This is a genomic window from Nesterenkonia sandarakina (assembly GCF_014138825.1).
Lineage (GTDB): Bacteria > Actinomycetota > Actinomycetes > Actinomycetales > Micrococcaceae > Nesterenkonia > Nesterenkonia sandarakina.
Window position 1 is genome coordinate 2,209,467 of record NZ_JACJIH010000001.1, and the last position, 25,060, is coordinate 2,234,526.

Sequence of the window (25,060 nt, forward strand, 5' to 3'; positions counted from 1 at the left end):
ACCATGACCACCACAACCGACCACCACGACGAGGCAGACTTCACCACCGGTGAGGGCTTGCGCACCCTGCTGACTCGACTGCACGAGGCAGGCGAGGGAGCATGGACCTCCGACCCCGTGGCGCGGGAGCTGATGGCCTACGCCGCGCAGAAGTACACCCCATTAGCGCGCAAGCACGGCCTGGACCCTTGGGAAGCCGCGTCGGCGGCGTTCGACGCGATGCAGTACGCCTCCACCCGGCGCGCGGACGATCCGTGGGCGATGGTCACTCACGGGGTGCGGATCACCTGCATCTTCGAGGAACGCGCCCAAGGACTGCTCTGCTCGGTCCACCAGGCCCGCCGCCCCCACGTGTCCGCGTTCCATGACCCGGAGCGGTTCGGCGATCGCGACAACGCCTTGATGGACTATGACCCGGCCTTCCACGTCACCGACCCCAGTGCCGTAGACACCGAGACCGACACCAGCGCCGATGCGGGCGATAGTGGTTCCGGCGGTTCGGATCAGGCGTGCATGTCCGCTGCGTCGGCGAGCGAGGACGCGATCGGGTTGCTGTGCCTGCTGGGCTGGGCACCGGAGACCGCGCGGGCGTCGGTGGAGCATGTCTGTGGGGCGCTGATGCGGGCCGGTACCCGGCAGAGCGCTTACGAGGCGTTGCGGCGAGACCGGCACGCCCGCGCCCTACTCGACCTGCCCCGCGCCTCGTGGACCGTGCTGCTACGGGCACTGCTCGGCAACCCCCACCCCGCCTACGCCGCCACCAGTGCCGGCAAGGGGGTGCTGTTGCGGCTGCTGATCGGCGAGACGCTGCCGGTGCTGCTGCGCGACGACGACCTCGTGCTCTCCCTCTCCCTGGCCGCCCCACGGCGCCGTCCCGCCGGGGGTGAGGCGCAGTGAGTTTCGATCCGGGACACATCGAGCTGGAGTGGACGGTCGAGTCCATCCGGGTCGGCCGGCGGCACCGCACCGAGCTGGGCGACATCGACGAACTCGCCGCCTCCATCGAACGCGACGGACTGCTGCAACCCATCACCGTCACCCCGGACGGCGTGCTCGTCTGCGGAGCGCGTCGGCTCGCGGCGATCAAGCGGCTTGGGGAGAAGAAGGTCAACGTGTGGGTCCGTTCCGGACTCTCCGACCGACTCGGACAGCTCCTGGCCGAACAGGACGACAACATGCTCCACAAACCGCTCACCCAGCGCGAGGCCGCCGCCCTGTACCGGGAGCTGAAGCAGGTCATGGCCGAAGACGCCGCCCGCCGCAAGGTCTCCACGCAGTTCAGCAGCGACTACCAGCCGGGGAGTGACGGTCCCGCAAATTTTGCGGGACCGTCAACCGCTTTGGGGGACTCGCGTGAACAGGCGGCGGCGATGGTCCCCGGCGGCGCCTCGCACACGACCCTAGAGAAGATCGGCTACCTCGAACATCTCGCCGCCGACCCCGCCCAACCCGAGAGCCTGCGCGCTGAGGCACAGGCGGGGCTGGAGCGGATCGAGGCCGGAGCCCCGGTGCATCCCATCTACCTGGCGGTTCGCGACGCGGCGATCGCTGCGCAGGGCGCGCGGGAGGCCGATCTACATCAGATGGCCGACGAGGCCGTCGCCCGCGCCACTGCCGCCAAGAAGCAGAAGGGCAAGCAGCCGGTGCCGCGCCCGGTGCCGCTGACCGGTGTCGATGGGGAGCCGGTGCGGTATCCGGTGCGGGCGTTCATCCACACCTGGGGCGAGCTGACCGAGTGGTGGACCCACTACGACCCCGACCAGCTCGCCGCCGAACTCACCGACGAGCAGATCGCGGGCTTCCTGGACACCGCCGAAGGCACCAGCCGGTTCGCCGAGGAGCTGCGCGCCGCCCGCGACCGCCGGGCAGCCGACGATGCCCCCGCGGCGCGGGGGCATCTGCGCGCCCTCTGACCGGGCCGTGCGCCATCGCCGTCCTCGGGTTCCTCCGTCTGGTCAGGGTGGGCGCACCTGCCGGGTATGAAGACCCCATTCGCCTCGTCTGATCCTCGTTCCCGTCACCGACTCATCGCACTCATCGCCGCGCTCGTGGCGATCGTGGTGCTCGCCGGGATCGGGGTCTACGGCCTGCTGGCCGGGCGACCGAAGCCCGATACACCCGGCGGGGACAGCGGGACGCGGCCGGGGCCGGTGGTCACCTCACCTGGCGAACCCGGCCCGACCGGAACACCGACTCTGCCTGCGCTGCCGGAGGTCGAGGCGTCCGATGACCCGGAGACCTTCGCCGGCAACGTCGCCGAGGCGTTGTTCGCCTGGGACACCGGCAGCGGGTTGATGCCGCTGGACTACAGCTCGGTGATCCTCGCCGTGGGCGACCCCTCGGGTGCGGAGCAGGCCGGGCTCGCCTCCGACGTCGCCGCATACCTCCCGTCGCGGGAAGCCTGGCTGGAGCTTCGTCAGTACACCACCGCCCAGCACCTGACCATCGAGGACGCCTATGTGCCGGAGGCGTGGGGTGAGGCGGTCGAGCAGGCCCAGCCGGGCCAGCTCGCGCCCGGCACCATCGCGTACACGATCGAGGGCACCCGCCACCGCACCGGGGTCTGGAACGACGAGCAAGTCGCCTCGGAGCATGCGGTGGCGTTCACGGTGTTCATCGTCTGCGCACCGACCTACGACACCTGCCACCTGCTGCGGCTGTCCCAGCTCGACAACCCCCTCCAGTAGCCAGGGGGTTGATCGGTCGTGTTGAAGAAGCTCGCCATCGCCACCCTCGCGGTGCTCTTCCTCGCCCCCTCCCTGATCCTGGTCGGGATCGGCGTGGTGATGAACCCCGCCCTCACCGCCACCGGCGCCTGCGTCGTCCCCGGCGGGACGAACCTCACCGTTGGCGACGTCCCCGACGAGCTGGAGGTCACCACCGCGAACGGTGAGACCTTCACCCTGAACCGGACCCAGCTCACCCACGCCGCGACGATCATCGAGACCGGCTCCGGGATCGACGGCGTGAGTCGCGACGGGCTGGTCATCGCGTTGATGGCCGCACTCACCGAATCCACCCTGCGGATGCTCTCCAACACCAGCGCCTACCCCGAGAGCGCGAACTACCCCAACGACGGCGACGGCGGAGACCACGACTCGTTGGGCCTGTTCCAGATGCGGCCACAGTCCGGGTGGGGAACCGTCGCCGAGCTGATGGACCCCGTCTATCAGGCGGAGGCGTTCTTCGGCGGACCCACCGGTCCGAACCACCCCTCGCCGCGGGGCCTGTTGGACATTCCCGGCTGGGAGGACATGGACAAGGGCGAGGCCGCCCAAGCCGTCGAAGTCTCCGCCTACCCCGACCGGTACCGCAACTACGAGCCGGTCGCGGAGGCCATCCTGTCCACCCTCACCACCACGACGGCCGCGGGTGGCGACGCGGTTCCGGTCGTACAGGCTGCCCGGCCGGAGTCCTCGCGGGTGGTGTTCCCGGTCCCGGAGGGCACCTGGGTCCTCACCTCCGAGTACGGGCCGCGGGTGCACCCGATCACCGGCGAGGACTCCTTCCACACCGGGACCGACTTCGCCGCCCCGGACGGCACCCCGCTGCTCGCGGCAGCCGATGGCGCCGTCACGGTGGCGGAGTTCTCCGGCGGCTACGGCGGGCTCATCGTCATCGAGCACACCATCGGCGGTCAGACGGTCGCGACCGCGTATGCGCACATGTGGGAGCACGGCATCCACGTCGCGCCCGGAGACCAGGTGGTCGCCGGGCAGCACATCGGCGACATCGGCAGTTCCGGCAACTCCACGGGTCCGCACTTGCATTTCGAGGTCCGCATCGGCGGCACGAACGGTGAGCACACCGACCCCGCCGCCTGGCTCAACTCCCATGACGCGGCCGACCTGCCCGAACCTGAGACCGGCCCCGGCACCCCCGGCGAGGACTGCGACCCTGAGAATGGCAGCGCTCCCGGTGGGTCGCCGGAGCCGTTCGAGGGCGACCCGAACCGCATGGTCGACGACCCCACGTCGGATGGGCAGATCACCGCGCGGATGCTGCACCTGTATCAGCAGACGATCGTCGCGTTCCCCGACACGAGCTGGGCCTGCTACTCACCCCGCCCCGGCTCCGTCTCCGAACACCCCCTCGGCCGCGCCTGTGACGGCACGTTCGGCAACGCCATCGGCCAGCGCCCGACCCCGGCGCAGCGCGAGCTCGGCTGGGACGTGACGAACTGGATGAAGACCCATGCCGAAGCCCTGGGCGTGGAGTACCTGATCTGGGACGGAAAAATCTGGTCTCTCGCCCGCGACGCCGAGGGCTGGCGTCCCTACGACGGCGGCGGCATGCACGACCCCGACAGCATCACCGGATCGCACGCCGACCACGTCCATGTCTCCGTACGAGCCGGGAGCTGAGCGGTCATGGACGTGTTCCCGGACTTCGACGGGCTCGGCGGCATCGGTGACCTCCGTGCGGTGATCGGTGCGCTGTTGACGTTCGTGCTGATCGTCGCGGTGCTCATGCTGATCGTGTCCGCGATCGTGTGGGCGATCGCCGCCGCAAACGGCAACCACGCCATCGCGAGCAAGGGCCGCACCGGTGTCCTCGTCGCCCTGGGCGCCGCGGTACTGGCCGGCGGCGGGGTCGCGTGGATGAACTGGCTCATCGCCCTCGGCGACCAGCTCTGACACCCCGCACGCCGCCGCCGTCATCCATCGTCGCGCCACGGATGCCGTCTCGCCCTGCCGGGGTGGGGCGGCATCCGTCTGTTGCGCCTCTCGGTGGTCGGACTCGGACACGTGGAGGTGGGGCGCACCTGATGCGTGAACCCCGTCCGTGTTCCCCGCCGTCTCTGGCGGGCTGTTCCTGTCAGGAGCCCATCGTGTTCGACCTCGCCACCACCGTCCTCGCCGCACCGCTCGTGGTGCCGATGGACATCAACATCGACCCCAACAGCGACGGCCTGCCCGGCATCGCGCAGCTGCGCACCATCGTCGGCGCCGTCATGACCGTCGGCCTGATCCTCTCCGTCCTGGCACTCATCATCAGCGCGATCGTGTGGGGCTTCGGCGCCAACTCCTCCAACCCCCACCTCGCGGGCAGGGGCAAGATCGGCGTCCTCGTCTCCTGCGGCGCCGCGGTGATCTGCGGGGCGTCGGTCACGCTCATCAACTTCTTCTGGAACGTCGGCCAGCAGGTCTGACCGCCCTACTCGACCCTGGCGTGAAGGAGTGATCTGCGGTGGGTGTGTGCGATATCCCCCTCGTCTCGACCGTCTGCGACACCGCCGGTGAGGCCGCTGCCAGTCTGGTGTCGGCGCCGTTCGACTGGCTCGCCGGTGCGATGGGCGCCGCCGCCGGGTGGCTGTTCGAGGCCGTCTGGGCGGTGTTCGACACCACCACGCTCGTGGACGTCACCAGCCCGGAGTACGTGAGCGTCTACAACATCCTGTTCGGCATCGCGGTGTTCGTGATGCTGATCTTCTTCTGCCTCCAGCTCATCACCGGCCTCATCCGACGCGACCCCACCGCCTTGTCCCGTGCCGCACTCGGGCTCGCCAAGAGCGTGCTCGGCAGCTTCGTCGTCATCACCCTGACCGCATTGCTGCTGGAGATCGTCGACCAGCTCTGCATCGGGATCATCCAGGCCGCCGGGGAGACCACCGAGAGCATGGGCGACAAGATCGCCCTGCTCGCCGCCGGCCTGGTCGGCATCAACATCGCCGCCCCCGGCGTGGGCGCGATCATCACCATCTTCCTCGCCGGCCTCGCGATCGCCGCCGCCGCCATCGTCTGGCTCTCCCTGCTGGTCAGGAAGGCGCTGCTGCTGGTGGCCATCGTGTTCGCACCCCTCGCCTTCTCCGGGGCGTCGTGGGATGCCAGTCGGGGATGGATCAGCAAGTGGGCGATGTTCGTCATCGCACTGATCTGCTCCAAGCTCGTCCTGGTCGTGATGTTCCTCGTCGCCATCACCCAAGTCAGCGCACCCATCGACGGCGACCTGGCCTCGGTGGCCGATCCGATCGCCGGGATCGTGCTGATGGCGATGGCCGCGTTCGCCCCGTATCTGACCTACAAGTTCATCGCGTTCGTCGGGTTCGACATGTACCACGCCATCGGCTCCGAACAGGACGCAAAGAACGCCCTCAACAGTCCCGTCCCGGTCCCCTCCAAGCCCGGCGGCAACGGCGGCGGTGAGCCGAAGAAGGTCCTCGACGACAACGACGGTGGCGGTGGTGGCGGTGGGAAGAAGCCGCCGGAGCCGAAGAACCCCACACCAGCCTCTTCCAGCGGCACCGCTGGCGCGGGCAGCAAGGCGGCCGCCAGCAGCTCCGCAGGAGCAGGTGCGGGCGGTGGGGCTGGCGCGGGTGCGGCGGCTGGTCCGGCCGCAGCCGCTGTCGTGGCGGCGAAGGTCGCCAAGGACGCCGCCACCGCCGGACCCAAGGCGGGCGAGGCCATCGGCAACCAAGCCGACTCCACCGCCGACTCCGCGGGCCAGACGGGCACCACCCCGCCGCCCGCGCAGGCGCCCCCGCCGTCGACCCCGGCACCCAAGACGCCCGGCGCGGGACCCACGGCGGGGCCGTCCCAGCCGGAGGCACGTCCGCCGAAGCAGCCCCCGCCGCCGGCGCCGAAGCCGACCGGGAAGGAGTGAGCCGCCATGTCCGCGAAGCAGACCGAGCCCGCTGGGTCGTCGGGTGAGCTGGTGCCGGTGAAGTTCTCCCGCCTCACCCGCCGCGGCGTGTTGTTGGGACTGTCGTTGGCGCAGCTCATCACCCTCGCCACCGGCGTCCTCTCGGTCGTCGGTGCCCTCTACGCCGGGGGTGGCATCCTGCTCGCCTACACCGCCCCCATCTGGGTCATCGCCGCCGCCCTGACCTGGATACCGGTCGCCGGACGGCCGGCGGTGGAATGGCTGCCGGTCGCGTGCTGGTGGCTCTGGCGCACCACCGGCGGCCAACTCCTCTACCGCCGCCACGTCGTCAAGCCCCGACCAGTGGGAACACTCGCGTTGCCCGGCGACATGGCGCGACTCCGCGAGTACACCGACCCCGAAACGAACGCGGGGATGATCCACGACCCCACCGCCGCCACGCTGACGGTGGTCTGCGAGGTCACGCATCCGGCGTTCGTGCTCCTCGATCCGGGCGAGCAGGAACGGCGCGTCACCTCCTGGGGCCGTGTCCTGGCGACCGTGTGCCGCTCCGGCCGCATCGCCACCCTGCAAGTCCTGGAACGCACCCTGCCGGACTCCGGTACCGGCCTCGCGGAATGGTGGGAAGCGCACGGCACCGCCGACGACACCTGGGCCGCACAGACGTACGCCGAGCTGATCGACCGCGCAGGTCCCGCAGGCGAGAGGCACGCGACGACGCTGTCGCTGGCGTTGGACATGAACACGGCCGCGCGGCAGATCAGGACCGCCGGCGGCGGCCTGCGCGGCGCGGCCGCGGTCCTGCGCCAAGAGATGAACACCCTCGTCGCGGCGCTGCGCTCGGCCGACCTGGCACCCTCGGGATGGCTCACCCCAGGACAGATCGCAGTGATCCTCCGCTCGGCCTATGACCCGGCGATCGCCGCCACCCTCGAACGCCACGGACAGCTCGGCCAGTCCCTCGCCACCGCCGGGCCGGTCGCGGTCAACGAGTCCTGGTCGCGGCTGCGCACCGACTCGGCGCACCACGCGGTGCTGTGGGTCTCGGAGTGGCCCCGCTCGCTGGTCTATCCCGGCTTCCTGTCCCCGGTGCTGCTCTCGACCGGGATTCAGCGGAGCTTCTCGTTGCTGTGCACGCCGCTGCGCTCCGATGCCGCGGCCCGCGACATCCGGAAGAAGAAGGTCGAGCACATCTCCGACCAGGCTCAACGGGCGAAGATCGGGCAGATCGAGGACGCGGCGCAGACCGCGGAGTACCACGACGTGCTCCAACAGGAAGCCGACCTCACCGCCGGCCACGGCATCCTCCGCTACACCGGCCTCATCGCCGTCTCCGCACCCACCGTCGAGGAGCTGGACGCCGGGGTGGCGGCGATCGAGCAGGCCGCGATCCAAGCCTCCTGCGAGACCCGCCTCCTGGTCGGGCAGCAGGCCGCCGCGTTCACCGCCGCCGCCCTTCCACTCTGCCGCCGCGTATGAGCACGCCCGCAGTCAGGTCCGCTGGTCTGGGAGGGTGCCGTAGCTGTTGGCGTAGGTCTTGCCGGGCTTGGGGTGGGTGAACTTCAGTCCCGACCAGACCTCGTCGATACGCAGGCAGGTGCTCTCGACCATGTTCAGTTCGTAACCGATCGCGATCACCGACTTGATGGTCAGGTCGGTGCCGAGCTTGCCGCCCTTGGGCCACGAAACCCACAGCATCCCGCCCGGACGGAGTCGGTCACGCAGCTCGCCGAACTGCTCACGCAGCCGGTCCTGGGTAACGACGAACAGATGCAGGTAGTCCAACTCGCCCGTCAACGTCTCAGGAACGTCGAGGTCAGGAAGGCCCATCGCCGTGACAGCCGTCGCCGGCGCGTCGCGCAGATACGCACGCAGGCCGGGCTTGACGCCCATCTTCTGCGCGACAGTCCGCGTCTGCTGAATGCTCGTCATGTCATCGACCGTAGACGCCACCACGGACACCTCCTGTCCGCTATCAGTGGCTTCCGTCGATAAGGGACACCCCGCGCACCTGAGAGCACACGCCCTCAATCAGTCTGGGAGACCCCATCATGCCGACGTTCCGCGACCCGCTCACCGATGCCGCCGAGGCGTCCGAAGCGATGCGGGGTCTCGCCCACGCCTCCCGTGTGTTCGATGACCCGGCCGACACCTACACCGTGTTCGGTGACCTCACCGCGACCATGCGATCGCTGCGGCAGGTGCTAGACCAGCTCGCCAATACTCACCTCGCCCACCGGGACCGGGCACAGCACGATGACGGCGACCACCTCGCCGGGGACCGCTCCGCGCTCGCTGCCGCCGACGAGCTGCACCGAGCCGGGACCCTGCTCGACCAGGCCCACGACCACCTCAACACCGCGTTCTCCCACTCCGGGCGAATCGCGTGGCACCCCGAGCCAGTCGTGGATCGAGACGCTGCCCGTGAACGACTGGCCGCGCGCCTCGATGGCGACCCCGCGACCACGACCGTGCAGGCCGGGACACTCACGTTGACGGTGTGGCCCGATACGCCGGCGGGTGAGCATCAGCGCTATGCCTACCGGATCATCGACACCACTACGGGGCGGGAGCTGGAGGGTCGGGACCTGTTCACCGGCGCCGGCCAGCCCGTCGACCCCGACCATGCGATCCGCGACCTCGCCACGTTCCTTGGCGCCGCCGGCGAGGCCCGCCAGTACGCCCTCGACCATCCCGACAGCACGCCCGAGCACACAGGGTTGTTCCCGGAATGGGTGGCCGAGGCAGCCCGCACCAACGCCGACGCGCTCACCGAGCTGACCGAGCCCGCCGAGCCGGCCCCGGCAAGCGAAGCGTCCGGGACGGGCCGGCAGTGGATCAGCGTGGTGTTCCTCCAAGGCGAGGAAGCCGACCAGGTACTCGACGTGATCGACCGGGACGGCACCGCCGCGGCGCTCGAACACCTCGCTGGCTATGACTACGGGGACGAGACCACCCAGGCCGCACTGGAGAACGGCTACGTCTACGACAAGCCCCCGACCGGGCCGCTGGACCGGGTGATCACTGGCGAGGACGGCTACACCCTCACCTACAACCCGTTCGCCGGCCACGTCAGCCTTCTCCGCGAACACCACACCCCGCCCGCCGACGTCCTCGAAGACTCTGGTGTGGTGCCGGCGCGGGAGGCAATCGCCGGGATCGGCGCCCCCGAGCCGGAAGCGAGACAGGCGGCGTCCGTGCCGTCGCGGAGGGCGCCCGATCCGTCGTGGTTCGAGCATCCCGGTGTGGCTGCGGTGAAGCAGTCCCGAGGACTCTCGCTGTGAGCGCGAGTGAGCCCGAGCGGCTGCACACCTCGGTCTTGGTCGCTCCTGCCGCCGAGCGACGCCGGCTGCGCAAGCAACGCCGCCAGGCCGCCGCCCGCCTCCAGGCCGAGCAACGTCGGGCCGAGAAGCAGGCGGCGCGGGCGAAGGCCGAAGCTGAGAAGGCCGAGCGCCGGGCGACGACCTACCTGCCTGCCGTCGGCGAACCCGGACCCGCTGCGCTGAGGTCGCCGGGCCGGTTCCGGCTGCCCCGCCATCAGGACACGTCCGCGACGTTGGCGGGGGCGTATCCGTTCGTCGCCGAAGGCGGCCTCGGCTCCGATGGCGTGTTCGTCGGGCAAGACCTCTACTCCGGCGGGTCATTCGTGTACGACCCCTGGGTGTTGTATGCCCGCGGCATCATCACCGCGCCCAACATCGTCCTGGCCGGGATCGTCGGCTCCGGCAAGTCATCCCTCGCCAAGAGCCTCTACACCCGGTCCCTGCCGTTCGGCCGCCGCGTCTACGTGCCTGGCGACCCCAAGGGCGAGCACACCGCGGTCGCCGAAGCGGTCGGCGGCAGGGCGATCGTCCTCGGTCACGGGCTGCACACGAGACTGAACCCGCTCGATGAAGGCCACCGGCCCTCCGGCCTGTCGGATGAGCAGTGGGCCTCCACGGTCGCCTCCCGGCGTCGCGATCTGATCGGCGCCCTCGCCGAAACCGTGCTGGCGCGCGGGCTGACGCCGCTGGAGCACACCGCCATCGACCTCGCCTTGACCGCGACGGTGCGGGAGAACACGGTGCCGATCCTGCCGATGGTCGTGGACCGCATCCTGTCCCCATCCCAAGACAACGATGGGCGCCTCGGGGAGGATGGCCGGCTCGTCGGGCATGCCCTGCGTCGCCTGGTTGCCGGGGACCTCGGCGGGCTCTTCGACGGCCCCTCCACTGTGGCGTTCGATCCGTCGCTGCCGATGATCAGCCTCGACCTGTCGCGGGTGACGGAGAACTCCACCCTCATCTCGGTGCTGATGACGTGCTCCAGCGCATGGATGGAGTCCGCGCTCCTGGACCCGGCCGGCGGGCAACGGTGGGTGATCTACGACGAGGCCTGGCGGCTCATGTCCCACCCCGCGCTGCTGCGGCGGATGGACGCGCACTGGCGGCTGGCGCGCCATTACGGGATCGCGAACATGCTGATCTTCCACAAGCTCACCGACCTCGACAACGTCGGCGACCAAGGTTCCGCGATGCGGTCCCTCGCCAACTCCTTGTTGGCGAACGCCGAGACCCGGATCGTCTACCGGCAGGAGTCCGACCAGCTCGGCCCGACCGCCGCCGCGCTCGGGCTGACCGGGACCGAGCAGAAGCTCCTCCCCACCCTCGGCGTCGGACAGGGGCTGTGGAAGATCAAGTCCAGAAGCTTCATCTCGCAGCACCAGCTCCATCCCGTCGAGCTGGAACTGTTCCGGACCGATGCCCGCTACCTGGGCGGTCAGTCATGAAGGGCCGCAACCCGCTGCACCACACCCCGTCCCAGCAGCCCGACGAGACACCGGTGGCGCTGCCACACGTCGTCATCACTGTCACTGAGAACGGCGCCCTGAACGTCACCGTCGACGGCACGCCGTTCCCGTCACCTTCCGCGGGTTCGGAGTGGACACGGGGCACCTTCGGGCCGCTGCTGGACGCGGTAACCCACGATCGCACCGTAGCGGTGCGGATCGAGGTCCGCGAGGTCGACGGGACCGTGTTCACCGACCTCATCCGCGCCCGCAAACCCACCCCACCACCACCCGACGACGAACCGGCCGGGCCGGGGACGCAGCGTTCACGCCGCGCCAAGCACACCACGCAGCACGAGCCTCCGGTGCTGATTGAGGTCACCGGGGACGGGTTCGTGCCCGGTGAGGACATCGCCGTCGCCGTGATCGTCGCCCACACCGACGCCACCGGCACCGGGGCCGCCCGAGCCCTGCTCGACCAGCAACAGCTCGACGCCGCGCTGCCTGAGGGCGACGACGCGGGCGAGGCGGTGCTCTACGGGCGTATCTCCGGCACGATCGTGGTCAGGCGGGTGCCGTGAGCAGCCCGCAGGGCCGGCAGGCCGGGTCGTTCGGGGACGAGCTGACCAACGCCGCCCTGATCGGGCTGGTCGGCATGTTCGGCGTCGCGCTCATCCTGCGCGCATCAGGCAGCGTGGCCGCGTTCCTCACCGGCACCAACCAGCCCGCCGCGGGACCGGCGTCGGGGCTCGGGGTGCTGTTCAACCCCGCCGACCCCGCCGCCGCGCTCGACGCCGCAGGGTTGAACCCGGTCGTCTACTGGATCGTCACCGGCCTCCTGCTCGCGGGCCTGTGCGTCGGTGGCGGGTGGGTGTGGGTGTGGCTGCGCCGTCACACCCGCAAGACCGAGACCGACCCCCGCCGCCTGGCCGGCACCGCCACCGGCCACGAAGTCAGTCAAACCGCCTCCGGCAAGGCACTGCTGCGCCGCGCCGGCACACTGCGCCCCTCCGTGGAGCAACCCTCACCAGGCGATGTCGGGTACCTGCTCGGCACCAGCCACGGCAAACAGGTGTGGGCATCGGTGGAGGACTCGATCCTGCTGCTCGGCCCACCCCGGTCAGGCAAGGGCCTGCACGTGGTCATCAATGCCATCTTGGATGCGCCGGGAGCGGTCGTGACCACGTCAACGCGGCCGGACAACCTCACCGCCACCCTGAAAGCCCGAGCGCGGGACGGGCGGCCGGTGGGAGTGTTCGACCCCCAGCACCTCGCCGAAGGCGTCCCCGCCGGCCTGCGGTGGTCCCCGGTGCGGGGGTGTGAGGACCCGTTGACGGCGATGATCCGCGCCACCGGCCTCGCCGCCTCCACCGGCCTGTCTTACGGCGGTGTCGAGTCGGGCGGGTTCTGGGAAGGCAAGACCCGCACCGCTCTCCAAGCCCTGCTGCACGCCGCCGCTCTGGACGGCCGGCCGCCGGCCGAGCTGTTCCGGTGGACCCTGGACCCCTCCATCGCGGCCGAAGCCGTCGCCGTCCTCACGAACCACCCCGGCGCAGCCACCGGATGGGCCGACTCCCTCGGCGCGATGATCGACTCCGACCCCAAGACGCGCGACTCCATCTGGCAAGGCGTCTCCCTCGCCCTCTCAGCATTGGCCGACCCGCGCGTCCTCGACGCGGTGACTGCTCGCGAGGGCGAGGACTTCGACCCCGAAGCCTTCCTCCAACAGCGCGGGACCCTGTTTCTCTTGGCGACGGGTGCGGGTGCCGGGGCGTCCGCGTCCCTCGTGGCCGCGTTCGTGGAAGACCTCGTGGAAGCCGCCCGCCGCCTCGCCGCCCGCTCACCGGGTGCCCGGCTCGACCCGCCCCTGCTGCTCGCCCTGGACGAGATCGGCAACCTCAGCCCGTTGCCGTCGCTGCCGACGCTGATGGCCGAGGGCGGCGGCACCGGCATCACCTGCCTCCCCGTCTTGCAGTCCCTCGCACAAGCGCGGGAGAAGTGGGGCGACAACGCCGCCGGCGCGATCTGGGATGCCTCCATCGTCAAGATCATCCTCGGCGGCGCCTCCAACTCCCGCGACCTCCAAGACCTCTCCTCGCTGATCGGCGAACGGGACGAGTACACCGATTCGGTGACCCTCGGCGACCACGGCACCAGATCGAACCAACGCTCCATCAGAAGGGTGCCGATCCTCCCGCCCGACCGCATCCGCACCCTGCCCTTTGGCACCGGCGTCACCCTGCTGCGGTCCGCCCCGCCGATCGTGACCGGCCTGCGGCCCTGGCCGACACGCCCCAACTCCGCCCAGCTCGGCACGGACGGCGCGGCCATCGAGGCGCTGCTGCGTCGCCCCGCCGACACCTGACCTCCCTTGTCATCTGTGGGGCGCGTGGGTGCACCTGCCTGACACGAGCGGTTCCTAACGGGGGTCGCGTGAGTGTCAGGAGGAGAGTCCGATGGCTATCCAGACTCAGCAGTCGTTCTCGGGGTTTGTCGCGTCCGACCCGCAGCTCAGTCGCACGGAGAACGGTGATGCCCGGCTGTATATGAAGGTCGGCAAGGAGCACTACCGGCAAGAGCAGGACGGGTCGTTCACGCAGTTGGAGACCACCTTCCACAACCTGGTCGCGTTCAAGGCCGCCGCTGAGCAGGGCCACGAACGACTGGCCAAGGGCGACAAGGTCATTGCCGACGGCTATGTCCGCGAGTACAGCTATCAGCGCGACGGGCAGAACGTCGAAGGTGAGGAGTTCGTCGCCCGCCGCCTCGGCCACGACATGGCCCGCACCCGTTACGACGTCGACCGCACACCCCGCCGCAGCCCGCCCGAGCGCGACGCGACCGCGTTCACCGCACCTGAGCACCGCCCGGCCACCGCATCGCCCGCGGCCGTGAGCCTGTGACCGGAAGGGGCTGACGACGATGGATGAGTACACCCCTGAGCCTGACGAGCCCGACCACTTCGACCCGGACGACGGGCCCGACGCCGGAGCGGACGATGTGGCCGAGCCGCCGCACCCGGTGAACTGGAACCTGCTGTCCGCCGACGATCTGGAAGTCGAGTGGCTCGCGCTCAACGACTGGGTGGCGTGGCTGCGCCGCACCTACGGACTACCCGCCAGCGTGGTGCCTCCGTTCTGGCACCGCCACCCCGAGCTGGTGTGGGAGCTGTCGGCTCTGCATCTGCATTGGCTGGGCGCCTATGACCCCGAGCAGGCCGGGTCCGCGCCGTTCGGCTGGCATCGTGACTTCGCCGACGCCCGGAACCGGCTCCGCGAATGGGTCGCCGCCTCCGGCACCCGCCTGGACCGCGACCGACCCACCCGCCAGACCACCTGGCCCGGCGAAGACCCCGCACCGCCTGTGGAGGACGTGATCATCGCCGACCGCGGGGAGGACTTCGTACAGTTCGTCTTCGATCAGGTCGAAGCCCGCCGCGAGGCCGAGGAGGCGTTCTTCCGCAGCCTCGATGAGCGCACCGGAGAAGTCCCGTGACCGGCCGGGCTTCCCGCGACAGGGATGAGCGGCTGCCGGAGAGGATGCGGGATTACCGGATCGAGGCCGAGCCGCGGCAGAGCCCAGACCTGCACAAGCTCGTCCAACTGTTCATCGGCATGGCCCGCTCCCGCGCCGAGCAGGACCGCACCACGCCCGCGACGGACGCCGACACCGTCCTGCCGGCCTCAGAGCAATGTCGGGACGGCGAGGTAGAATCAGAAGCGCAAGAAGCCAACGGCTGAGCTTTCGGGCTTGGTCGTGGTGCGCAGTCCTGTTTGGCCTTCGTGGCTTACCCGGCCGGCTCCTTCGGAGCTGCCGGGTCGTGTTTCCCCATTACGAGTCGCACCGCACCAGCGGTAGCCGCCGCTCGTGCTGGCCCCGACCACCGGGGAAGGGAACACGACCCATGACCGCCACGACCACTGCACAGCAGCCACCCGCCGCCACCGCGCTCGATCGCATCGGCGAGACCACCACACTCGCCGTCTCCTACCTGCGCGTGTCAACCAAAGAGCAGGCCTCCAAGGGCGGACGGGACGAGGGCTTCTCGATCCCCGCTCAGCGCGAGGCGAACCTGCGCAAGGCCCGCGAGCTGAACGCGATCATCACCGAGGAGTTCGTCGACGCCGGCGAGTCCGCCCGCAAGGCCGACCGGCCCGAGCTGATGCGGATGATCGAGTACGTCAAGACCCACCAGGTCGCCTACTGCATTGTTCACAAGGTCGACCGGCTCGCCCGCAACCGCGCCGACGACGTGACCATCCACCTCGCCCTCAAAGAGGCCGGGGTCATGCTCGTCTCCGCGACCGAGAACATCGACGAGACCCCGTCCGGGATGCTGCTGCACGGCATCATGTCCACCATCGCGGAGTTCTACTCCCGGAACCTCGCCGGCGAGGTCTCCAAGGGCATGAACCAGAAAGCCCAGGGTGGCGGGACCAACGGCAAGGCCCCGATGGGCTACCTCAACGTCACCAAGCGTGACGAACTCGGCCGCGAGGTCCGCACCGTCGAAGTCGACCCCGACCGGGCACCACTGATCACGTGGGCCTTCGAGGCCTACGCCACCGGGAACTACTCCACGATCAGCCTGCGCGAGGAACTCATCGACCGGGGCCTGACCACCGTGCCGACCCCGAAGCGGCCCTCCAAGCCGCCGGTGCTGTCCACGATCCACAAGATGCTCACCAACCCCTACTACAAGGGCAGCGTCCGCTTCCGCGGTGCCAGCTACGACGGCCTGCACGAACCGCTGGTCGCGCCCGAGGTCTGGTACCGCGTCCAGGCGGTGCTCACCGCGCACCAGACCTCCGGGGAGAAGACCCAGTCCCATGACCACTACCTGAAAGGCAGCCTGTACTGCGGGCAGTGCGGGTCCCGGCTGACGCTGACCAACGCCAAGAGCCGCCGCGGCGTCATCTACCCGTACTTCATGTGCACCGGCCGGCACGCCCGCCGCACCAACTGCGAACGCAAGTCCATGTTCGTGCCCGACATCGAAGCCGCCGTCGAGGACTACTACCGCCACGTCCAGATACCCGAACACGTCGTCACCGCGCTGCGCGAGCTGGTCACCAGTGAGTTCGACCGACTGCACCAGGTCGCCAAGCACGAGGCCCAGGGGTACAAGGCAGAACGCGACGCGCTCCGTGACGAGCGCACCAAGCTCATGCAGGCTCATTACGCCGGAGCCGTGCCCCTCGACCTGCTCGGCACCGAGCAGGACCGCATCGCGCGGCGGCTCGCGTTCCTCGACGCGCAGATCAACGCCGGCGACATCGAGTACGACCAAGCCAAAGCCCACCTGGACGACTGCCTCGCCCTCGCCGGGGACATGCACGCCATCTACATGAGCATCGACGATTCGCTCCGCAGGATCGCCAACCAAGCCTTCTTCGACAAGCTCATCGTCACTGATGACGACGCCATCCACGGCGAACCCGGCGTCCCGTTCAACGTGTTCCTCGACCGCGACGTCCAGACCCTCGCCGTCCGCCAACAGGGACGGACGGCGGAATCTGGAACTCAAACCGGTGATGTCGTTGGTTTGAACAACGACCTTCTGGTGGAGGCAAGGGGACTCGAACCCCTAACCCCCTGCTTGCAAAGCAGGTGCGCTACCAATTGCGCCATGCCCCCGAAGGTGCTTCTCAGATTATCAGAGCGAATCTGTCGCCTGAGACCAGACCTGCCGGGTGTCCTCGGACCTGCGCCACTGGCGATAGCCGAGGATCCCCGCCACAGAGAGAGCCACAAAGACGATGCGTTTCATGTTTCCCTCCTTGGAGTCCGGGTGGGCGTAGGAGGACTTGAACCTCCGACCTCATCGTTATCAGCGATGCGCTCTAACCGCCTGAGCTATACGCCCGGACACCTGTTTCAGGTGCGTCACCCCCGCGAGGGCGACCACTACACATTACCCTGTTCCCGGCGACGGGTCCAAATCCTGGGATCTGGGCCGCTCAGTCGTCGGTGAGCGTCACCCCGACCCCGCCCACCAGGGAGGCGGAGAGGTTGTAGAGCACCGCGGCGAGCATCGAGAGCACCGTGAGCAGCACCACGTTGACCACCGCGATGATCGTGGCGAACGCCGCCACCTGGGCGATCGTGACGAGCTCCTCCACACGGAAGGACCCTCCGCCGCCCTCGGTGCCCAGAATCTGGCCGAGCAGCTCATTGACCCTGTTGAAGATCCCGGAGACATCCATGACGGTCCACAGTGTGACCGCTGCGACCACTGTCATGATGCCCAGCGCCACGGAGAGCAGGAAGCTCATCTTCAGCACCGACCAGGGATCCACCTTGGAGATCAGCAGGCGTGCCTTGCGGACCTTCGCCTTCGGCGTCGGGCGCACCAGGCCGGGCTGGGGGCGGCTGGGCCGCTGACCCTGCGCGGGACGGCTGCCCTGCCCGCTGGGGCGGGCTCCGGCAGTCGGTCGCGGCCGAGGTGTCCCTGACTGGTCAGAACCGGGCCGGGTGGAGGTGGTGGCTCCGCCGACGGCCTGGGCGCGCGGCCGAGGCGCGGGGAACCGGTTCGCCGAACGCGCCGCGGAGGAGCCCGCCTGGCTCCCTGAATTACCTGCGCCGTTGCTTGCGCTCACTGAAGTCCTCCATCAGGCATCATCTTGATCCGCTTCATCCCGGTCCGTTTCGTCCCGGTCCGCTTCGTCCCGGTCCGCTTCGTCAGGGTCCAACGCTACTGCATCGGCTGCCCGGGACGGCTCAGCGTGGCCGGGGCCGGCCTCGGGTGTCCCTTCGATCTGCGCCTCGGGGTCCGCTGGGTGCTCCTGCCCGGGAGCCTCTTCTGAGGCGGCGTCCTCTCCCGTGGCGGCAAGGGTCACCCCGGAGTTCCGCGCCACCTTCAGGATCCGGTCCTTCTTCCGCGGCTTGGCGAAGATCACGCCCATGGTGTCGCGTCCCTTGGAGGGCACCCCTGCCACGGGAGAGCGGACCACGTTGCCGGATTCCATGACCACCAGCACCTCGTCGTCGCCCTCGACCACCATGGCCCCGACCAGATCGCCGCGATCCTCCACCAGCTTGCCCACCTTGATGCCCAGGCCGCCGCGGCCCTGGACCCGGTATTCGCTGACATCGGAACGCTTGGCGTAGCCGGCCTCGGTGACCACGAAGACGAAGGAGTCCTCGGTGACCACATCGGCGGCCAGGAGCTCATCATCCTCGCGGAACTTCATCCCGGTGACTCCCGAGGTGGCGCGACCCATGGGGCGCAGCGCCTCATCGGTGGCGGTGAAGCGCAGCGACTGACCCTTGCGGGAGACCAGCATCAGGTCGTCGGTGGCCGAGATCAGCTTCGAGGAGACCAGCTCGTCGTCCTCGCGCAGGTTGATCGCGATCACTCCGGCCTGGCGTGGGGTGTCATAGTCGCTGAGCACGGTCTTCTTCACCAGGCCGCGCTTGGTGGCGAGCACCAGGTAGGGGGCGTCCTCGTAGGTGCGCAGCGGCAGCACCCCGGCGATGTGCTCATCCGGCTGGAAGGCCACGATGTTCGCCACGTGCTGGCCCTTGGAGTCCCGACCGGACTCGATCAGGTCGTAGCACTTGGTCCGGTAGACCCGGCCCAAGTTGGTGAAGAACAGGATCCAGTGGTGCGTGGTGGTCACGAAGAAGTGCTCGACGATGTCGTCGGTGCGCAGCTGGGCACCCCGGACCCCGCGGCCGCCCCGGTGCTGGGCGCGGTAGTTGTCGATCTTGGTCCGCTTCACGTAGCCGTCGCGGGTGATCGAGACGACCACGTCCTCCTGGGGGATCAGGTCCTCCATGGACATGTCCCCGTCGTAGCCGAGCTGGATGTGGGTTCGCCGGTCATCGCCGTGCTTGTCCACGATGGTGTCCAGCTCGGAACCGATGATGCGGCGCTGACGGTCCTCTGAGGCCAGGATGTCCTGGAAGTCCTCGATCATCTTCATCAGCTCGTCGTACTCGTCCTGCAGGCGCTGGCGCTCCAGGGCGGCCAGCTTGCGCAGCTGCATGTCCAGGATGGCCTGAGCCTGGTCGTCATCGATCTCCAGCAGCGACTTCAGGTTCTGCCGCGCCTCATCGACCGTGGAGGAAGCCCGGATCGTGGCGATCACCCGGTCCAGGTCATCCAGGGCCTTGAGCAGACCGATCTTGATGTGGGCCTCGCGCTGGGCCTTGTCCAGTCGGAACTGGGTGCGCCGGACGATCACGTCGATCTGGTGGGTGACCCAGTGGTGGACGAACGCGTCCAGGCTCAGGGTCCGCGGCACGCCGTCGACCAGGGCCAGCATGTTCGCGGAGAAGTTCTCCTGGAGCTGGGTGTGCTTATAGAGGTTGTTCAGCACCACCTTGGCCACGGCGTCGCGCTTGAGCACGACGACCAGTCGCTGACCGGTGCGGCCGGAGGACTCATCGCGCAGATCCGCGATCCCGGAGACCTTGCCGTCCTTGACCAGCAGCGCGATCTTCCGGGCCAGGTTGTCCGGGTTCGCGTGGTACGGCAGCTCGGTGACCACCAGGCAGGTGCGTCCCTGCAGCTCCTCCACGCTGACCACCGCGCGCATCGTGATCGAACCGCGACCGGTGCGGTAGGCCTCCTCGATCCCGCGAGTGCCCAGGATCTGCGCACCGGTGGGGAAGTCTGGGCCCTTGATCCGCTGCAGCAGCGCCTCGAGCAGCTCTTCACGGGAGGCCTGCGGGTTCTGCAGGTACCACTTCACGCCGTCGGCGACCTCGCGCAGGTTATGCGGCGGGATGTTGGTGGCCATGCCCACCGCGATCCCGGAGGACCCGTTGACCAACAGGTTCGGGAACCGCGAGGGCAGCACCACAGGCTCCTGTTGCTTGCCGTCGTAGTTGTCCTGGAAGTCGACGGTGTTCTCGTTGATGTCCCGGACCATCTCCATGGCCAGCTGGGCCATCTTGGTCTCGGTATAACGCGGGGCCGCCGGGCCGTCGTCGCCGGGGTTGCCGAAGTTGCCCTGGCCGGTGGCCAGCGGGTAGCGCATCACCCAGTCCTGGATCAGCCGGGACAGGGCGTCGTAGATCGCCGAGTCGCCGTGCGGGTGATAGTTGCCCATCACGTCACCGACCACGCGGGCGCACTTGTTGAACGAGCGGTCCGGGCGGTAGCCGCCGTCGTACATCGCGTAGAGCACCCGGCGGTGCACCGGCTTGAGCCCGTCGCGCACATCGGGCAGCGCGCGGCCCACGATCACTGCCATCGCGTAGTCCAGGTAGGACCGCTTCATCTCGGTCTGCAGGTCGATCTGGCGGATCCGGTCCGTGGTCGCCGGTCCGTCGACGACGACGCCCTCCACGGCCTCGGCGGAGCCGCCCTGCGGGTCCTGCGGTTCTTCGGTGTTATCGCTCACGTGTGGTGTTCTCCCTTATGCGGAAATCGGCATCGTCTCGCGGCTGCGCCGTGAGGGGCTGGCAGCGGGTCAGATGTCGAGGAAGCGGACGTCCTTGGCGTTCTGCTGGATGAACCCGCGGCGGGATTCGACGTCCTCACCCATGAGGATGGAGAACACCTCATCGGCGGCCGCGGCGTCTTCCATGGAGACCTGGAGCAGCGTGCGGTGCTGGGGGTCCATGGTGGTCTCCCACAGCTCCGAGTAGTCCATCTCGCCGAGGCCCTTATACCGCTGGATGCCCAGCTCCTTGGGCAGCTTGCGCCCGGCGGCCCGGCCCTCACGCAGCGCCACATCGCGTTCGGCGTCGGTGTAGACGTAGTCCTGCGGCCCGGTCTGCCACTTGATCTTGTACAGCGGCGGCTGGGCCAGGAAGACGTTTCCGTGCTCGATCAGCGGACGCATATAGCGGAAGAGCAGGGTGAGCATCAGCGTGGTGATGTGCTGGCCGTCCACGTCGGCGTCGGCCATGAGCACGATCTTGTGATAGCGCAGCTTGGCCTGGTCGAAGTCTTCCCCGATGCCGGTGCCGAAGGCGGTGATCATCGACTGGACCTCCTGGTTGCCCAGCGCCCGGTCAAGACGTGCCCGCTCCACGTTGAGGATCTTCCCGCGCAGCGGCAGGATCGCCTGGGTGCGCGGGTCGCGGCCTCGCTTGGCGGAGCCCCCGGCGGAATCGCCCTCCACCAGGTAGATCTCGGACTCGGACGGGTCCTTGGAGGAGCAGTCGGCGAGCTTGCCGGGCATGCCCATCGTCTCCAGCGGGGACTTCCGGCGGGCGTTCTCGCGCGCCTTGCGGGCAGCCACCCGGGCATGCGCCGCAGACTGCGCCTTGCGCACGATGTCGCGGGCCGGGCCGGGATTGCGCTCCAGCCAGTCTCCGAGATACTCGTTGACGACCTTCTGCACGAAGCCCCGGGCCTCGGTGTTGCCCAGCTTGGTCTTGGTCTGGCCCTCGAACTGCGGCTCGCGAAGCTTCACGGAGATCACCGCGGTGAGTCCCTCACGGATGTCCTCGCCGGTGAGGTTGTCATCCTTCTCGCGCAGGATCTGCTTCTCCCGGGAGTACCGGTTGATCAGCGTGGTCATCGCGGCGCGGAAGCCCTCTTCGTGGGTGCCGCCCTCGTGGGTGTTGATCGTGTTCGCGTAGGTGTGCACCGATTCCGAGTAGGAGAGCGTCCACTGCATCGCCAGCTCGGCGGCCATGCCCCGATCGGCGTCCTCGGCGTCGAAGGCGATCACATCGTCGTGGACCACCTCGGCCCGTTTGGTCGCGTTGAGGTGGTTGACGTAGTCCAGCAGCCCGGCGTCGTACTGGTAGACCACCACCCGGCCCTTGGGCGTCTCGATGATCCCGTCGTGTCCGCCGCCGGCCTCGGTGGGCTCCAGCTCCGCGGCTTCCTCATGGTGCTCCTCGAGCACCTCATCGTGGACCACCTCGTTGCCGGGGATCTTGCGCTCGTCGCGCAGGGTGATGCGCAGCCCCTTGTTCAGGAAGGCCATCTGCTGGAATCTGGCGCGCAGCGTCTCGAAGTCGAACTCGATGCTCTCGAAGATCTCCGGGTCCGGGTAGAAGACCATCGTGGTGCCGGTGGTCTGGGTCTCCGCGCCCTGGGTCAGCGGCTGGGTGGTCTCGCCGCCGTTGCCGAAACCGATGCTCCACTCATGACCCTGCCGGCGCACCGTGGTGCGGACCTTGCGGGAGAGCGCGTTGACCACGGAGATCCCGACCCCGTGCAGACCGCCCGAGACGGCGTAGCCGCTGCCGCCGAACTTGCCGCCGGCGTGCAGCACGGTCATCACCACCTCCACGGTGGGCTTGCCCTCGGTGGGGTGCATGTCCACCGGGATGCCGCGTCCGTCGTCCTCGACCCGGACGCCGCCGTCCTCCTGCATCGTGACCTGGATGTGCGAGCAGTACCCTGCCAGCGCCTCATCCACCGAGTTGTCGACCACCTCGTAGACCAGGTGGTGCAGACCGCGCTCACCGGTGGAGCCGATGTACATGCCGGGGCGCTTCCGGACCGCTTCCAGGCCCTCCAGGACGGTGATGTCCGAGGCGCCGTAGTTGCCCTGATGCTGCTTGTTCTCGTTAGCCGAGGTCACGGGCTATGCCGTCTCCTTGAGTTGCCGGGAAGGTCGAGGTTGCTGACCTTGTCATGACACAGACCAGCCCGAGGGGTGGGTACTCTCGGGCCGTCGGTCCAGTCTACCGCGCCGAGGCAGCAGAATCCGCATTCTTCGGGCACTGTCAGCGCACAGAAGACATGATCAGCGGCCGATGAACGGCCCTGGGACCTGCTCGGGGATGCCCGGGTGAGGATGGGTTCCACTGTGAGGGCCCGAGTGCGGCATATCGCAGCCTGGCGTGTCAGCCGTAGGTGTCGCGGGGGCCCCGGCCGCGCACCGAGTAGCGGCCCTTCTTCCAGCTCGGCGCCGCGGGACCGCGGATCGCCAGTCCGGTGACGATTCCGGGGCCCAGCTCCCGGTTGAAGACGTCCATCAGCTGGGGCTGCATGAGCTTGAGGTTCGTGGCCCAGGCGGTCGAGTCGCAGAGCACCTCCACCACGCCGTTCTCGAACTTCTCCGGGGTGCAGTGCTCGGCGATCGCGGACCCCACCAGCTGCTCCCAGCGCGCGACGACCGAGCCCACCGCCACCGGGGAGCTCCATCCGCGGGTCTTGATCAGCCCTCCGACCACCCCGCCCAGCAGATTGGGGTCTCGACGCTCCGTGGCGGAGTCCCCGGCACCTGTGGCGCGCGAGGCCGACTGCCCGGCTGCGCTGCGCGGGTCACCAGCCAGTGAGGAGCCGCGCGGAACCCCACGCATCCGATGTTCTCCCCGTCCACGAGCTGCCGCGCGCATCCTCGCCAGAAGGATCTTGGCGGCATCCTCATGGTCCTGACTCGGGTGGCCAGCGGAATTCTCGGCGGGATTCTCAGCCGGGCTCATGGAGGGTCACCTGGCTGATCTGGTCCACCGATTCCACCCGCAGGGCGTTGCCCAGCAGACTCTCGGGGACGTCGTCGTCCACAGCGGCGGTGACGATGAGCTGCTCCGCCTCGGCGGCGAGCTCTGCAAGTCGACGACGACGCCTGGCGTCGAGCTCGGCGAACACGTCATCGAGGATCAGGACCGGACGGGCCCCTTCCTCAGGATCGTCATCGACCATCACCCGGTAGGCCGCCAGGCGCAGCGACAGTGCGAAGGACCAGGTCTCCCCATGCGAGGCGAAGCCCTTGACCGGAACCTCATCCAGGGAGAGGGAGAGGTCATCGCGGTGCGGCCCCACCAGGGTGATGCCACGCTCGCGCTCTTCTCGGCGGGCCTGGTTCAGACGCTGCAGCATCAGGGCTGTGAGTTCCTCGCGGGAGCATGATTCCAGCGCGGAGACGTCGAGCGACCCGGGCTGTGCTGCGGGGTCCACGTTCTCTTCCTGACTCTCCGGCACGGGCGCCCCGGAGTCCAGACCCTCGGGCGCCAGACCGCCAGCCGCCAGGGCGCCGGGTTCGAGGCTGCCTGGTTCCAGACTGCTCAAGTCGAGACTGTCGGCAGAGAGACTTCCGGGGTCCTCCGGGGCGTCCAGCGAGCTCAGATATTGCAGCCGGGCGGTGCGCACGCTGCCGGAGAGCTGTTGGTAGGCGGTGGCCACATGCGGGCGCAGCGCGCTGAGCATCTTCAGCCGCGCGTGGAGCAGGTGCGCCCCGGCCTCTGCCAGCTGGTGATCCCAGACTTCGAGGGTGGACTCGTGTGTGGCGGTGAACCCCTGGTGTCGGATCGACTTGAGCAGGGCGTTGCGCTGTTTGAGCACCTTCTCGTAATCAAGACGAACGCGTCCCAGGGCCGGCCGCAGCTGCACCGCGAGGTCATCCAGAAGCCGACGTCGGACCCCGGGGGAGCCCTTGATCAGCTCCAGATCCTCCGGGGCGAAGAGCACCGTCCGCAGGATGCCCAGCACATCGGTGGCGCGCACCGGGTTTCCACGATTGATCCGGGCCCGATTGCTGCGCCCGGGATTGATCTCGACCTCAAGGCGCGCCTGGCGGGTCCCCCGATGTGCTTCGGCCCGGATGAACGCCTGCTTCGCTGTGTGACGGACCAGGGGGCCGTCCTGGCTCACTCGGTGGGAGCTCAGTGTCGAGAGATACCCGATGGCCTCTGCGATGTTGGTCTTGCCCACCCCGTTGAACCCCAGCAGCACATTGGGGCCAGGATGCAGCTGCAGCTCGGCCTGGGCGTAGCTGCGAAAGTCTGTGAGGGTCAGCTGCGAGATCCGCATGGTCTCCTGGGCGGTGA

22 protein-coding genes, 2 tRNA genes and 1 pseudogene are annotated in these 25,060 nt (G+C 68.9%); 16 read left to right on the top strand and 9 right to left on the bottom strand.

Annotated features, from left to right (window positions below; all coding sequences use genetic code 11):
- The first annotated feature begins 3 nt into the window (after positions 1-3).
- From HNR24_RS10000 to HNR24_RS10035, 8 genes are all read left to right on the top strand, one after another.
- Positions 4-897 (top strand): hypothetical protein, encoded by an 894-nt coding sequence (locus HNR24_RS10000; RefSeq protein WP_135446909.1) that lies wholly within the window; start codon positions 4-6, stop codon positions 895-897.
- Positions 894-1,913: a ParB N-terminal domain-containing protein gene (locus HNR24_RS10005; protein ID WP_135446908.1), complete on the top strand. Its 1,020-nt coding sequence runs from the start codon at positions 894-896 to the stop codon at positions 1,911-1,913. Before HNR24_RS10000 ends, HNR24_RS10005 begins: the two co-directional genes overlap by 4 nt.
- A gap of 66 nt (positions 1,914-1,979) precedes the next feature.
- On the top strand, positions 1,980-2,687 hold the full coding sequence (locus tag HNR24_RS10010; protein ID WP_135446906.1) for a hypothetical protein: 708 nt from the start codon (positions 1,980-1,982) through the stop codon (positions 2,685-2,687).
- Positions 2,688-2,705: 18 nt separating this feature from the next.
- Positions 2,706-4,364, top strand: coding sequence for a M23 family metallopeptidase (locus HNR24_RS10015; RefSeq protein WP_135446904.1), 1,659 nt, complete (start codon positions 2,706-2,708; stop codon positions 4,362-4,364).
- A gap of 6 nt (positions 4,365-4,370) precedes the next feature.
- Positions 4,371-4,637 carry a DUF6112 family protein gene (locus HNR24_RS10020; protein ID WP_135446902.1) on the top strand — a complete coding sequence of 89 codons (267 nt, stop codon included), beginning with the start codon at positions 4,371-4,373 and terminating at the stop codon, positions 4,635-4,637.
- A 194-nt stretch (positions 4,638-4,831) separates the two neighbouring features.
- The gene (locus tag HNR24_RS10025; RefSeq protein WP_135446900.1) at positions 4,832-5,152 is read left to right on the top strand and encodes a DUF6112 family protein; all 321 of its coding nucleotides are present in this window, start codon (positions 4,832-4,834) and stop codon (positions 5,150-5,152) included.
- Between the two features lie 38 nt (positions 5,153-5,190).
- Complete coding sequence (locus HNR24_RS10030) at positions 5,191-6,603, top strand: conjugal transfer protein TrbL (RefSeq protein ID WP_135446898.1); 1,413 nt, start codon at positions 5,191-5,193, stop codon at positions 6,601-6,603.
- 6 nt (positions 6,604-6,609) lie between these two features.
- A complete protein-coding gene (locus tag HNR24_RS10035) occupies positions 6,610-8,082 on the top strand; it encodes an SCO6880 family protein (protein WP_182495687.1) in 1,473 nt (490 codons plus the stop codon).
- A gap of 12 nt (positions 8,083-8,094) precedes the next feature.
- On the opposite strand, the gene HNR24_RS10040 is transcribed toward HNR24_RS10035, so the two are convergent.
- Positions 8,095-8,535: a hypothetical protein gene (locus tag HNR24_RS10040; RefSeq protein ID WP_135446894.1), complete on the bottom strand. Its 441-nt coding sequence runs from the start codon at positions 8,533-8,535 to the stop codon at positions 8,095-8,097.
- 119 nt (positions 8,536-8,654) lie between these two features.
- Between HNR24_RS10040 and HNR24_RS14095 the strand changes: the two genes are divergently transcribed.
- From HNR24_RS14095 to HNR24_RS14390, 8 genes and pseudogenes are all read left to right on the top strand, one after another.
- Positions 8,655-9,887, top strand: coding sequence for a hypothetical protein (locus tag HNR24_RS14095; RefSeq protein ID WP_240689143.1), 1,233 nt, complete (start codon positions 8,655-8,657; stop codon positions 9,885-9,887).
- Positions 9,884-11,371 (top strand): putative type IV secretion/conjugal transfer ATPase, encoded by a 1,488-nt coding sequence (locus HNR24_RS10050; protein ID WP_135446892.1) that lies wholly within the window; start codon positions 9,884-9,886, stop codon positions 11,369-11,371. The genes HNR24_RS14095 and HNR24_RS10050 overlap by 4 nt, the downstream gene beginning before the upstream one ends.
- The gene (locus HNR24_RS10055) at positions 11,368-11,952 is read left to right on the top strand and encodes a hypothetical protein (protein ID WP_135446890.1); all 585 of its coding nucleotides are present in this window, start codon (positions 11,368-11,370) and stop codon (positions 11,950-11,952) included. Before HNR24_RS10050 ends, HNR24_RS10055 begins: the two co-directional genes overlap by 4 nt.
- Positions 11,949-13,736 carry a type IV secretory system conjugative DNA transfer family protein gene (locus tag HNR24_RS10060; protein WP_135446888.1) on the top strand — a complete coding sequence of 596 codons (1,788 nt, stop codon included), beginning with the start codon at positions 11,949-11,951 and terminating at the stop codon, positions 13,734-13,736. The genes HNR24_RS10055 and HNR24_RS10060 overlap by 4 nt, the downstream gene beginning before the upstream one ends.
- A gap of 91 nt (positions 13,737-13,827) precedes the next feature.
- Complete coding sequence (locus HNR24_RS10065) at positions 13,828-14,274, top strand: single-stranded DNA-binding protein (protein ID WP_135446886.1); 447 nt, start codon at positions 13,828-13,830, stop codon at positions 14,272-14,274.
- Positions 14,275-14,293: 19 nt separating this feature from the next.
- Complete coding sequence (locus tag HNR24_RS10070) at positions 14,294-14,866, top strand: hypothetical protein (protein WP_135446884.1); 573 nt, start codon at positions 14,294-14,296, stop codon at positions 14,864-14,866.
- The gene (locus HNR24_RS10075; protein ID WP_135446882.1) at positions 14,863-15,111 is read left to right on the top strand and encodes a hypothetical protein; all 249 of its coding nucleotides are present in this window, start codon (positions 14,863-14,865) and stop codon (positions 15,109-15,111) included. Before HNR24_RS10070 ends, HNR24_RS10075 begins: the two co-directional genes overlap by 4 nt.
- A gap of 164 nt (positions 15,112-15,275) precedes the next feature.
- Positions 15,276-16,334: pseudogene (locus HNR24_RS14390) on the top strand (recombinase family protein); the annotation flags it as partial.
- 598 nt (positions 16,335-16,932) lie between these two features.
- Here the strand turns inward: HNR24_RS14390 and HNR24_RS10090 are convergent.
- The 8 genes from HNR24_RS10090 to recF all read right to left on the bottom strand — a co-directional run bounded on the left by HNR24_RS10090 (position 16,933) and on the right by recF (position 25,043).
- Positions 16,933-17,008: transfer RNA gene (locus tag HNR24_RS10090), tRNA-Ala, on the bottom strand.
- A gap of 19 nt (positions 17,009-17,027) precedes the next feature.
- Positions 17,028-17,141, bottom strand: a complete 114-nt coding sequence (locus tag HNR24_RS13815) for a DLW-39 family protein (RefSeq protein WP_218849654.1) — start codon at positions 17,139-17,141, stop codon at positions 17,028-17,030.
- Positions 17,142-17,163: 22 nt separating this feature from the next.
- Positions 17,164-17,237 (bottom strand) — tRNA-Ile (locus HNR24_RS10095).
- Positions 17,238-17,331: 94 nt separating this feature from the next.
- Complete coding sequence (locus tag HNR24_RS13820) at positions 17,332-17,970, bottom strand: DUF3566 domain-containing protein (protein WP_083504653.1); 639 nt, start codon at positions 17,968-17,970, stop codon at positions 17,332-17,334.
- Positions 17,971-17,982: 12 nt separating this feature from the next.
- The gene (gyrA, locus tag HNR24_RS10105) at positions 17,983-20,724 is read right to left on the bottom strand and encodes a DNA gyrase subunit A (protein WP_182495688.1); all 2,742 of its coding nucleotides are present in this window, start codon (positions 20,722-20,724) and stop codon (positions 17,983-17,985) included.
- A gap of 69 nt (positions 20,725-20,793) precedes the next feature.
- On the bottom strand, positions 20,794-22,869 hold the full coding sequence (gyrB, locus tag HNR24_RS10110; RefSeq protein ID WP_182495689.1) for a DNA topoisomerase (ATP-hydrolyzing) subunit B: 2,076 nt from the start codon (positions 22,867-22,869) through the stop codon (positions 20,794-20,796).
- 265 nt (positions 22,870-23,134) lie between these two features.
- Positions 23,135-23,716: a DciA family protein gene (locus HNR24_RS10115; protein ID WP_058887907.1), complete on the bottom strand. Its 582-nt coding sequence runs from the start codon at positions 23,714-23,716 to the stop codon at positions 23,135-23,137.
- Entirely contained in the window at positions 23,703-25,043 is a 1,341-nt protein-coding gene (recF, locus tag HNR24_RS10120; RefSeq protein ID WP_182495690.1) for a DNA replication/repair protein RecF, read from the bottom strand. Before recF ends, HNR24_RS10115 begins: the two co-directional genes overlap by 14 nt.
- Positions 25,044-25,060: the final 17 nt, after the last annotated feature.

Coding starts and splice junctions, on each gene's coding strand:
- HNR24_RS10000 (WP_135446909.1), top strand. CDS start 4: ATGACCACCACAACCGACCACCACGACGAGGCAGACTTCACCACCGGT.
- HNR24_RS10010 (WP_135446906.1), top strand. CDS start 1,980: ATGAAGACCCCATTCGCCTCGTCTGATCCTCGTTCCCGTCACCGACTC.
- HNR24_RS10020 (WP_135446902.1), top strand. CDS start 4,371: ATGGACGTGTTCCCGGACTTCGACGGGCTCGGCGGCATCGGTGACCTC.
- HNR24_RS10035 (WP_182495687.1), top strand. CDS start 6,610: ATGTCCGCGAAGCAGACCGAGCCCGCTGGGTCGTCGGGTGAGCTGGTG.
- HNR24_RS10040 (WP_135446894.1), bottom strand. CDS start 8,535: ATGACGAGCATTCAGCAGACGCGGACTGTCGCGCAGAAGATGGGCGTC.
- HNR24_RS14095 (WP_240689143.1), top strand. CDS start 8,655: ATGCCGACGTTCCGCGACCCGCTCACCGATGCCGCCGAGGCGTCCGAA.
- HNR24_RS10055 (WP_135446890.1), top strand. CDS start 11,368: ATGAAGGGCCGCAACCCGCTGCACCACACCCCGTCCCAGCAGCCCGAC.
- HNR24_RS10065 (WP_135446886.1), top strand. CDS start 13,828: ATGGCTATCCAGACTCAGCAGTCGTTCTCGGGGTTTGTCGCGTCCGAC.
- HNR24_RS10070 (WP_135446884.1), top strand. CDS start 14,294: ATGGATGAGTACACCCCTGAGCCTGACGAGCCCGACCACTTCGACCCG.
- HNR24_RS13815 (WP_218849654.1), bottom strand. CDS start 17,141: ATGAAACGCATCGTCTTTGTGGCTCTCTCTGTGGCGGGGATCCTCGGC.
- HNR24_RS10115 (WP_058887907.1), bottom strand. CDS start 23,716: ATGAGCCCGGCTGAGAATCCCGCCGAGAATTCCGCTGGCCACCCGAGT.
- recF (WP_182495690.1), bottom strand. CDS start 25,043: ATGCGGATCTCGCAGCTGACCCTCACAGACTTTCGCAGCTACGCCCAG.